We start from the raw sequence: 8304 nt of genomic DNA on the forward strand, positions 1-8304 counted from the left end.
GCACCTCACTTTTCGGGCCCGCCCCGTCCCCGGTGGCGGGCCCGAAAAGTGAGGTGCGCGCTACCAGGTCCGCAGGTCGCGGCGCGCGCCCGCTTCCGGCACCTCGTCAAGGCACGGGGCTACGAACCCAGCCCAGAGCAGGGCGCCGACGCCGGTCAGCAGCGGGGCGGTGATACTGAGAACGAGACTGAGGGTCACGGTGGCCTGCTCGCTGAACAGCTTAGAATTGCCCGGATGCAGCAATCATCGTCGAAAAATATTGTTTTGCCCTTAAAATGAATGGTCGTTTTGAGGTGGATTCAGCATGTCGCCGGGATCGATACCCGTTGCGCACAGACTGGGCGGCCGGCGCCTCGCAGGAGCGCGCGGTCCCGTAAGGATAGGGAATCGTTCCGGGTCGGGACGTCTGTTGGGCGGTCGGCCGCTTATAGCGGGAGCGGCGGGCGCATCGGCGACGACCGGGAGCCGGGGGTACCGGCGAGGCGGGCGAGCAAGGCTCCCCCTCCCGCCTCGCCGGTACTGGCCTGCGTGGGGGGTACGCAAGTCAGTAATCTACGCCTATCATTCCGGCTATGGAGTCGCCAATCAGCGGTTTATACTGAGCGATAGAGCATAGGCCGCTATTGGCGTGTTTCTGTATTGCATCGGGATGGATTGATGGCGGCCCTTCTTGCGGATCCGTTCGGCCGGCAGCTGTTGAGTCTGCTCACCGCGGATTACGGGCTCCCCGGCGATCCCGGGCGGCGGGTCCTCCGGCACGAGCTGCAGCAGCTTCAGCTGCGCGCCCAGGCCGCGAGCGCGCCCCGATCTGTGACGCTGGCGATCCGCGCGGCGCTCGCCGCCCTCCGGGCCGAGTTTTCCGGGCCTCTCCCAATTGCACCTTGCCCAATCGCGTCCGGCCCGGGCGCCCTGCTCGGATTGTGACCGTGTGGCGGGGCGGTCGGCACTCTTCATCGGGCTGTTACAACCAGGAACTAGAGGCATCCTGCGTAACATCATCTCAGGAGCGAAGGCGGATGCCGGCCCATTATTGTATTAACCCGCTCGATCCGTATGCCGAACAGGAAGTCCTCGTCACCTACGACGATCACCGGCCGTTCGTGACGGTCCGGTCCGCGGTGGACGAGGAGGGCTACGACATCCTGACGGAGCTATCGGCCGAGTGCATCCGGATCCTGCAACTCGAGATCGCCGGGTATCACGGCCATACCGCGCCCTACGCCTGGACACCGCACGCGGTCGACGTCGTGGCGGCTCCGGAGGTCGCTTGACCGCGGCGGCGCGTCAGGGCCGGGGCGGGTCCGCGGCGAGCGTGCCGAACTCGCTGACCATGCATTCGTGCATGCGTCGCAGCCACATATGCGCCTCCGTCGCGCGGGCTTCCGCCCGGTCGGCCCGCTCGGCCGCCAAGCGGACCTGTTCCTCGGCCCGCTCCGCGCGGGCAACCGCCTCGCGCATCGTCGCCTCGGCATGGCGGGCCCGGTCCTCGGCCGCCCGCGCCGCCGCATCCGCCTCGCGGACCGAGCGCTGCGCGTCTCGGGCGGAGTCCCGCGCGCGCTTCTGCATCTCGCGGACCCGAGCTGCGACGCCCCGGACGGCCAGCAGCGAGGCCGACCAATCCTCGTCCTCCGCGGACGCGACGGCGTCGGGTCCGGAGAACAGCGCGACCACCCGGTCCACCGGCTCGACTTCCGGGGGGACCGCTTGCGCTCGGGCCGGGCTGCTGCTCATGCGGCGGCCTGATCGGTCAGGTCGGAGAATTCGGACATGATCGCGTCCTGGACGCGGGCCAGCCACTCCTCGGCGTGACGCGCGCGATCCTCCGCCGCCCGGGCTCGCGCCTCGGCCGCCTTGGCGCGCTCTTCGGCGGCGATGACCTGCGCTTCCGCGCGAACCTGCGCTTCCCGCGCCTGAACTTCGGCGATGCGGGCCCGTTCGTTCGATGCATTGATGTCGTCGCGGACCCGCTCCAGCACGTGCTCGATGCGCTCCTCGCGCTCCCGAGCCTGGGCCTCGACTTCCCGCGCTTGCCGGGCCGCGGCCTGCACCCGGTGGATCAGCGCGTCCCAATCCTGCGGCGACGATTGCGGTGTCGGCAACGGGGCCTGCTCGTTCAGCGACGACACCACCCGCAGGACGTTGCCGAGATTGGCTTCCGGGGCTGCGCCCGGCTCGCGCTTCGATTTGTCGGCGGTGCGGAAGCGCGGATCGTTCAAAAGCCGCTGCAGCTCGCTCACGGGGCGCCCTCTCCCTGCCTGTAGACGTTGGGTGATTAAACGAAGCGCAATGATTAACAAACCATTAAAATCAAGTCGGCAGGGTGAGGGTTTGTTAACATAGGCTGCGCCCGGTGCTGGAATTCGCGCGGGTTGGATGGACCGCGCCGGCCGGCTCCGCGACACCGGAAAGGCCGACGCTCCCCCGGTCGCTCGCGGAACTGGATGGGCTGCTGCCGGCTTCCCTTCAGACGGATTCCTGCCGGAGAACAGCTTGATGCGGAACAGTGCCCAGGATCGAGGTCCGACCTCCTCCGGGCCGGACCGGGACCCGGCGCGTGGGTTCGCAGACGCCCTGCGCGATCAAGCACACGGCTATGCCGGTAAGCGGCGGGCCGATGCGGTCCGGGTCGTCTCCGATGTCGGCGATGCCATCCGGGATTCGGGCGCGGGCTTCGATGGGCTGCCGCATGTGAAAGCCTTCTTCGAGCAGGCCGCTCTCGGTGTCGACGGGTTGGCCGAGGACATGTCCCGCCGCTCCTTCGGCGAGATGTACGACGCGGTCCGGGCAGCCGCCCGGCGCCGGCCCGTCCTGACCGCGGCCGCCGCCATGCTGGCCGGCGTCGCGCTCTATCGGCTGATCAACCCGCCCGGGATCCGGCCGGTGCCGCGCTCGCGGGCCCTGGTCCCGGTCGACGTCCTGCCGACGCCGGACCTGTAGGGCCGCGTCGCGGAGCGCGGATCCCGGTAGGCGGCGGACCCGGATGGGACGGCAGATCAGCAGAGATGCGCAGGGTCTCGCGGATCGTCCTGGACATCCGCTCCGGGACGAGGCCTGAGAGTTTCGATTTCGCATCGTACCGAGGGCCGGAAACCGGCACCGCGGGACGATGCCCCACCGGAGTACAGGACCCATGACCAACGCGGCGGACGAACTCGAGCAGGACGTGGAGGCGAGCCGCGGGCGCCTGGATCGCACGCTGGGCGATCTGCAATCCCGCCTTCAAGGTCCGGGCATCCCCCGGGATCTCGGCGACCTGAAGCGGTCCGGGCAGGCCGCCGGCGAGGCGGTCGAGCGTTTCGTCGCCGACGTGCGGGTCAACCCCGTGCCGGCCCTGCTGATCGCCGCCGGGCTCGGCCTGCTCGTCTACGACGTGTTCCGGTCGACGGCGCGCCGGCGTTCGACCGCGCTCGCGGCCGGATTCCCGGCTGCGGATCGGGGTCTCGCCGCGAACCAGGCGGATCGGATGGAAAAGCGGCTCGACGAGGCGCTGGAAGAGAGCTTTCCCGGCAGCGATCCGGTCTCGGTGCGGATCACCAAATAGCGCGCATCGGTCTCCCCGAGGCCCGGGGAGAGCGGGCCGGCCCCGCCCTCCCCGCTTCGGCGGGCGCCCACCGTCGCCCCTCGTTGGGTCACCGCCGAGAGAGACCGCGCCGACCGGGCCGGTGACCGATCGATCATCGGTCTTCGCCCTGACAACGCCGAACAGACTGAAAAATCTGCTTTCGATGAACCCGATTGTCATGTCATCGGGCAACGCCGTCGATCGGCGATGGAACATGCCTGCCGCCGAACCCGTATTCATCCGGGTGGCGCGCGGCTACGAAGCGAAGGGGGGCTGACATGACCGACAGGGACCCCGACGCGCATTCCAGCCCAGAATGCGATCCCCGGACAGCTCGGATGCCGGAGGTTCTGCGCCTCTCGACGGCCCTGGCGGAGCAGATGCTGGCTTCGCAGATCATGGGGCGGGCGATCTCGGGCGATCAACTCGCCGCGCTGGTGGGTGCGGCGCGCCTCCTTCAGGACAGCAACGTGCCCTGGCCGCCCCTCGTCCACGAGGTCGTGCAGGATCTGGCCGACCGCATGGATACCGCCGGACCGCAGCCGGACGGGGTGCTCTGACAGGCATCCGACACCCCGTCGGACCATCTCCGCGCGGTTGTCGCGGCAGTATGAGAGGTCACCGACCTCGGTTGTGCGCCGCCACGGCCCCGACCGTGTCGCCAACCCGTGCCGTCACAGATCGGGATCTCAACCATGTGGTACCTGTACGGCTTCGTTTTGCTGGCGGGCGTCGCCAATGCCGTCCAGGCGGGGCAGAACGGGGCGCTCTCCAAAGGGCTTGCCGAATCGCTGACCGCGGGGCTCGTGGTGGCGGCCGGGACTGCCACCTGCATCCTCGTGGTCGGCCTCCTCTCCGGCAGGCTCACCTGGCCCACGGCGGATCAGGTGATGGCGATGCCCTGGTGGGCGTGGTTCGGTGGGATCCTGGGCGGCTGCATCATCCTGGCGCAATTCATCGTGGCGCGGCAGATCGGGGCCGCACCGTTCCTCGGCCTTCTCGTCACCTCTGGTGTGATCACCTCGATCGTACTGGACCATTTCGGCTGGGTCGGCTTCGAGACGCATCCCGCCGGCCTGTGGCGCATCCTCGGCGGCGTCCTGATGGTCGCCGGTGTGGCGCTGGTTGCAACCTTCTGACAACGGGGCCGACTGCACCGCCGGCATGCCGGAACGGTCCCGCTCCGCACGGGGTTGCCCTTCGGAGAGTTCAAGGAGAGCGCGATGCTGACGGGTGGTCTGCTGTGGCTGATCGGGGTCCCGATCCCCGTCCTCATCCTGATCTGGTTCTTCTTCCTGCGCGGGCGATAGCGTGCCCGACCGGCGGTAAATCCCTGAGATGCGGACCCCTGTGATGACCGCGCGCCCTAGTGAGCGGACCGGCCGCCGTGCCCGCTCGACGCGGTCGTCGTCTCGACAAGGCTCCGCCGGCCTGTATCGTGCCGGGATGCGCACCGCCCTCGCCGCCCTCACCCTCAGTATGGCTGCCGGGGTCGCACTCGCACAGCAGCCGCCGCCCACGGTGCCCGAACTGCTGAGCGCGGAGGCGCGGGCCGCGCTCGGATGCGAGGGATCCGGCGATCCTGCCGTCATCCGCGAGCAGTGCCGGCTCCGGGACCGACTAAGCGGACGCCTGGCCCAGGCCGGCTATTGCTGGGGTCGCAAAGGGCAGACCGACGAGAAGAAGGACTGGCACGCCTGCCAGCCCGACTCGATCTTCGAGGACGACATCGAGGCGGTACAGCGCTGAGTCTCGATCTCGAACGGTCGCGGAGCTTCGGTGCCCCCGATGCGCCGAGCATCGGGACGGCTTCCGCTGAAAAAACGGCAGACCCTCGTCTAGCTGATCGCCGCCGGGTGCCGCGATGGCGCGCCCTTGTAGTGGCGCGGGATCAGCGGGCAGCCATCGTGGACGCGGAAATGTGACGGCGAAGCGCGCCGCACCGCCGTATAGCCACCCTGAATCATCAGGCGTCCGAAGCAGGCCGGGCAGCGCTTGAGGGCGTCGCGATGGCGCGCTTGCGCCTCGTCGACCGTCATGGCCACCCAGGCTCCTTCGACGGAGACTTCGCAGGTCGGGGTTCCGGGCTTCACCATGACGCGACGATGCCGTCTGTCGGCGGGCCGCGCCAGCGCAGGGACGCCACAGCGGGCCGCCGACAGACGGTCAGGTTATGCCGCAAAGCGTCGCGGCCAGACCCTGTCCGGGCCTCCTCACGCCGAGCTCGTATGCCGGATGGTCGATCGCACTCTGCGCGGTGGCGCAGCAACTACTTCTGCGCCGACCGGGTCTTGATACACAGCAACACGCGCCGGATGTGGTTGCGCAGCTGGTCTTTACTGTCCGACGGCGCGTCGGTTTTCTTGGCCGAGTCCGGTTTGTTAAACGTCGACATGGCAAGTGCCCCAAGGAAGGAGCGCCACCTCAGCGGGCCTTAGGGCCTTGGTTCGGAAGGCGATCGCTAAAAGCTTTAGTGGATCGTCTCGCCAAAATCTCGACATAATTGCAACTCGCGCAGCCAATTCAGATTTGAGATATTTTAAGGTTTATCGTTGTTTTTGAATGCTGCTGTGCTGTTACGCACTACGTAGCCGAATTCATGGACCCTTACGGGGGATTCGATCTGGGGGACCTGCCAGATGCCCGAGCGCTTCTACTTCGACATCGAGAACGGCGCCGAGGCGATCCGCGACGAGGACGGCGTCGAGGCTGTCAGTCTAGATGCGGCCCTGGAGGAGGCCCGGAGCGTGATCCGGGAGATGGCCGCCGAGTTGGCGACCGCAGATCCCGACGAAGCGTGGATCCTGATCGTGCGCGACGCGTCCGGATCCGTGGTCGGGCGGTTGCCGGTCACGCCCTAGGATCCGCGCACGATCCTGCGTGGATCGGCGGGGCCGCACCGCCGCCCGCGCCAGGCGCGTCAAAAATGCGCGGGCGGGCGGCGGATCTTGGCCGCAGGTCCAAGAGCTAGCGGAGCATGTGGTATCTTTACGGACTCACCATCCTCGCCGGCCTCGCCAATGCGATCCAGCCCGGCCAGAACGCGACGTTGTCGAAATCCCTCGGCTTGCCGATTACGGCCGCCCTGCTGACGCTGCTGGTCAGTACGGCCGCCCTCCTGGTGGGCGGCCTCGCCGTCGGCAAGCTCGAGATCCCGAGCGGGCAGCAATGGGCGCAGGTGCCCTGGTGGGCCTGGTTCGGCGGGTTCCTCAGCATCCTGCTGATCCTCGCCCAACTCTACGCGTCGCCGGCCATCGGCGCCGCGTCCTTCCTCGGCATCATCGTCACCGTGGGCGTGGTCGCGTCGATCGTGCTCGACAATTACGGTTGGGTCGGCTTCGCCGTGCACCCGGCAAGCCTCTGGCGGATGCTGGGTGCCGTCCTCATGATCGCTGGCGTGGCGCTGGTCGCGCTGTTCTGAGCGGCGGACGCCCTTCAAGCCGGGGCGGCGGCGGCCACAACCTCGGCGGCGTAGCGGGCCCGGCCTGGCCCGTCGGCTAGCACGCCGCTATCGGCGCACCACGCCGCGAACGCAGCGGGCTCGATCGACACGCGTATCACGGCGACGCCGCTGCGCTGGACCTCGCGCTCCATCTGCTCGGTGGCGATCCGCCAAGTCTCGTACCGAGGCGGCAGCCGCGGTCCGTCGGCGAGGCTGGCGCGGAGCGCCTCGTAATGCTCCGGGGCGTACCAGGGCAGGCCCACGCGACGCGGACGGGTCATCGGAAGCTCGCAGGCCATGGGCGTGGATATGCGACCCCGACCGCTCCTCGGCCGGCATCACGTCCCTCAACGGCGCAGCGCGGCGTTCGGTTCTGCCGCGCTTCCGGCATCAACACTCCGCCGGCCCTCGACACGTCGCTCGGTCGTGGCGTGGAATCGTATCTGCGGAACGATCCGGCCGTACTGAGGCGTGCGCCGACGCTCTCCCGTCCGTCATCGGTCCGACCGGCTGCCCTTACCGCAGCCTTGCGGGCCCCGGCGGCGCGATCGGGAGCGGCTCTAATCGGTGGCCTCGGCCGTCCGTGAAATGGCGCCACCGCGCCCGAAGGTCTCGTGGGCCGCCTGCGTCAGCTCCCGGCGGGCGACGACGTCGGCCAAGGCCATCAGGATGCCCATCAGCCCCAGGACAAAGACAATGCGGCGGAGGATCGGTCGATTGGACATGCGCGGCATCCAGAGACGTCGAGCTGTCTAGCAGCGCCCCCGAAAAGCCGCTGCCGCCCCCGGGCCACAGTGGGTACGGAATGTGAACGCGAGCAATGCCGCCATCCTTCTGCTGCCCTCCGCGAACCCGTTCTGTCGCTCTTCGGCCACAGGGGCTCGGCAACCGTCGCCGTCGCCGCAACCGATGCGCGGCGTCGGCGTTGTCACAGTCGGCCCAGTATTCCCGAATGATGTCTGGCGGACCGCAGCCATTTACCGCCGGTTTACTATGATGCCCGGTGTCGTTGCCGGCGGGTGTGTCCGTAAAACTACAGCTTTCTTCCCGACGGATTGGTAGTCATGGCGTCAGATTTCACGTCCTGGATTACCCCGCATGACCAAGCTTCTCGCCTCCCTGGCCGCCTTCACCGCCCTGACCGGCGCCGCTGCCGCCGCCGACCTGCCGCGTCGCGCCGCCCCGCCGCCCGTGTTCACCCCGGTGCCGGTGTTCACCTGGACCGGCTTCTACGCGGGTTTCAACGCCGGCTACGCCTTCGACGCCAGCAGCCGCTCGAACAACTCCACCTTCGGCGTCC

16 protein-coding genes and 1 pseudogene are annotated in these 8304 nt (G+C 68.5%); 11 read left to right on the forward strand and 6 right to left on the reverse strand.

Features of this window, described 5'->3' with window-relative positions; all coding sequences use genetic code 11:
• Positions 1-60: 60 nt before the first annotated feature.
• Complete coding sequence (locus FV242_RS34955) at positions 61-198, reverse strand: hypothetical protein (protein ID WP_187278632.1); 138 nt, start codon at positions 196-198, stop codon at positions 61-63.
• A 459-nt stretch (positions 199-657) separates the two neighbouring features.
• On the opposite strand from FV242_RS34955, the gene FV242_RS31025 reads away from it, so the two are divergent.
• Both FV242_RS31025 and FV242_RS31030 read left to right on the forward strand, forming a co-directional pair.
• Positions 658-924: a hypothetical protein gene (locus tag FV242_RS31025; RefSeq protein ID WP_147910224.1), complete on the forward strand. Its 267-nt coding sequence runs from the start codon at positions 658-660 to the stop codon at positions 922-924.
• 92 nt (positions 925-1016) lie between these two features.
• Positions 1017-1271 carry a hypothetical protein gene (locus tag FV242_RS31030; RefSeq protein WP_147910225.1) on the forward strand — a complete coding sequence of 85 codons (255 nt, stop codon included), beginning with the start codon at positions 1017-1019 and terminating at the stop codon, positions 1269-1271.
• A gap of 13 nt (positions 1272-1284) precedes the next feature.
• On the opposite strand, the gene FV242_RS31035 is transcribed toward FV242_RS31030, so the two are convergent.
• Positions 1285-1731 carry a hypothetical protein gene (locus tag FV242_RS31035; protein ID WP_147941612.1) on the reverse strand — a complete coding sequence of 149 codons (447 nt, stop codon included), beginning with the start codon at positions 1729-1731 and terminating at the stop codon, positions 1285-1287.
• A complete protein-coding gene (locus tag FV242_RS31040) occupies positions 1728-2237 on the reverse strand; it encodes a hypothetical protein (RefSeq protein WP_147910227.1) in 510 nt (169 codons plus the stop codon). Before FV242_RS31040 ends, FV242_RS31035 begins: the two co-directional genes overlap by 4 nt.
• Before the next feature lie 256 nt (positions 2238-2493).
• On the opposite strand from FV242_RS31040, the gene FV242_RS31045 reads away from it, so the two are divergent.
• The 6 genes from FV242_RS31045 to FV242_RS31065 all read left to right on the forward strand — a co-directional run bounded on the left by FV242_RS31045 (position 2494) and on the right by FV242_RS31065 (position 5311).
• The gene (locus FV242_RS31045; RefSeq protein WP_147941613.1) at positions 2494-2937 is read left to right on the forward strand and encodes a hypothetical protein; all 444 of its coding nucleotides are present in this window, start codon (positions 2494-2496) and stop codon (positions 2935-2937) included.
• A 193-nt stretch (positions 2938-3130) separates the two neighbouring features.
• Entirely contained in the window at positions 3131-3541 is a 411-nt protein-coding gene (locus tag FV242_RS31050) for a hypothetical protein (protein ID WP_147941614.1), read from the forward strand.
• Between the two features lie 121 nt (positions 3542-3662).
• Positions 3663-3839 carry a hypothetical protein gene (locus tag FV242_RS34960; RefSeq protein ID WP_187278633.1) on the forward strand — a complete coding sequence of 59 codons (177 nt, stop codon included), beginning with the start codon at positions 3663-3665 and terminating at the stop codon, positions 3837-3839.
• 61 nt (positions 3840-3900) lie between these two features.
• Complete coding sequence (locus FV242_RS31055; RefSeq protein WP_147941615.1) at positions 3901-4122, forward strand: hypothetical protein; 222 nt, start codon at positions 3901-3903, stop codon at positions 4120-4122.
• A 135-nt stretch (positions 4123-4257) separates the two neighbouring features.
• Entirely contained in the window at positions 4258-4701 is a 444-nt protein-coding gene (locus FV242_RS31060; RefSeq protein ID WP_147910231.1) for a DMT family transporter, read from the forward strand.
• A 214-nt stretch (positions 4702-4915) separates the two neighbouring features.
• Positions 4916-5311: a hypothetical protein gene (locus FV242_RS31065; RefSeq protein ID WP_246692972.1), complete on the forward strand. Its 396-nt coding sequence runs from the start codon at positions 4916-4918 to the stop codon at positions 5309-5311.
• A gap of 89 nt (positions 5312-5400) precedes the next feature.
• Here FV242_RS31065 and FV242_RS31070 read toward each other — a convergent pair whose 3' ends face one another.
• The gene (locus FV242_RS31070) at positions 5401-5601 is read right to left on the reverse strand and encodes a hypothetical protein (protein WP_246692323.1); all 201 of its coding nucleotides are present in this window, start codon (positions 5599-5601) and stop codon (positions 5401-5403) included.
• A gap of 600 nt (positions 5602-6201) precedes the next feature.
• On the opposite strand from FV242_RS31070, the gene FV242_RS31075 reads away from it, so the two are divergent.
• Positions 6202-6423, forward strand: a complete 222-nt coding sequence (locus tag FV242_RS31075; protein ID WP_147910232.1) for a hypothetical protein — start codon at positions 6202-6204, stop codon at positions 6421-6423.
• Positions 6424-6539: 116 nt separating this feature from the next.
• The gene (locus FV242_RS31080) at positions 6540-6983 is read left to right on the forward strand and encodes a DMT family transporter (protein ID WP_147941616.1); all 444 of its coding nucleotides are present in this window, start codon (positions 6540-6542) and stop codon (positions 6981-6983) included.
• Between the two features lie 14 nt (positions 6984-6997).
• Here FV242_RS31080 and FV242_RS31085 read toward each other — a convergent pair whose 3' ends face one another.
• Together FV242_RS31085 and FV242_RS34965 are read right to left on the reverse strand one after the other, a co-directional pair.
• Positions 6998-7285: a hypothetical protein gene (locus FV242_RS31085; protein ID WP_147910234.1), complete on the reverse strand. Its 288-nt coding sequence runs from the start codon at positions 7283-7285 to the stop codon at positions 6998-7000.
• Positions 7286-7564: 279 nt separating this feature from the next.
• Positions 7565-7729: a hypothetical protein gene (locus FV242_RS34965; protein ID WP_187278634.1), complete on the reverse strand. Its 165-nt coding sequence runs from the start codon at positions 7727-7729 to the stop codon at positions 7565-7567.
• 373 nt (positions 7730-8102) lie between these two features.
• On the opposite strand from FV242_RS34965, the pseudogene FV242_RS31090 reads away from it, so the two are divergent.
• Positions 8103-8304: pseudogene (locus FV242_RS31090) on the forward strand (porin family protein); the annotation flags it as partial.

This window comes from Methylobacterium sp. WL64, from assembly GCF_008039945.1.
Classification (GTDB): Bacteria; Pseudomonadota; Alphaproteobacteria; order Rhizobiales; family Beijerinckiaceae; genus Methylobacterium.

Excerpts from the sequence above, each read along its gene's own strand:
- FV242_RS31025 (WP_147910224.1), top strand. The coding sequence starts at position 658 with ATGGCGGCCCTTCTTGCGGATCCGTTCGGCCGGCAGCTGTTGAGTCTG.
- FV242_RS31030 (WP_147910225.1), top strand. The coding sequence starts at position 1,017 with ATGCCGGCCCATTATTGTATTAACCCGCTCGATCCGTATGCCGAACAG.
- FV242_RS31035 (WP_147941612.1), bottom strand. The coding sequence starts at position 1,731 with ATGAGCAGCAGCCCGGCCCGAGCGCAAGCGGTCCCCCCGGAAGTCGAG.
- FV242_RS31045 (WP_147941613.1), top strand. The coding sequence starts at position 2,494 with ATGCGGAACAGTGCCCAGGATCGAGGTCCGACCTCCTCCGGGCCGGAC.
- FV242_RS31050 (WP_147941614.1), top strand. The coding sequence starts at position 3,131 with ATGACCAACGCGGCGGACGAACTCGAGCAGGACGTGGAGGCGAGCCGC.
- FV242_RS31055 (WP_147941615.1), top strand. The coding sequence starts at position 3,901 with ATGCCGGAGGTTCTGCGCCTCTCGACGGCCCTGGCGGAGCAGATGCTG.
- FV242_RS31060 (WP_147910231.1), top strand. The coding sequence starts at position 4,258 with ATGTGGTACCTGTACGGCTTCGTTTTGCTGGCGGGCGTCGCCAATGCC.
- FV242_RS31065 (WP_246692972.1), top strand. The coding sequence starts at position 4,916 with ATGACCGCGCGCCCTAGTGAGCGGACCGGCCGCCGTGCCCGCTCGACG.
- FV242_RS31070 (WP_246692323.1), bottom strand. The coding sequence starts at position 5,601 with ATGACGGTCGACGAGGCGCAAGCGCGCCATCGCGACGCCCTCAAGCGC.
- FV242_RS31075 (WP_147910232.1), top strand. The coding sequence starts at position 6,202 with ATGCCCGAGCGCTTCTACTTCGACATCGAGAACGGCGCCGAGGCGATC.
- FV242_RS31080 (WP_147941616.1), top strand. The coding sequence starts at position 6,540 with ATGTGGTATCTTTACGGACTCACCATCCTCGCCGGCCTCGCCAATGCG.
- FV242_RS31085 (WP_147910234.1), bottom strand. The coding sequence starts at position 7,285 with ATGACCCGTCCGCGTCGCGTGGGCCTGCCCTGGTACGCCCCGGAGCAT.
- FV242_RS34965 (WP_187278634.1), bottom strand. The coding sequence starts at position 7,729 with ATGTCCAATCGACCGATCCTCCGCCGCATTGTCTTTGTCCTGGGGCTG.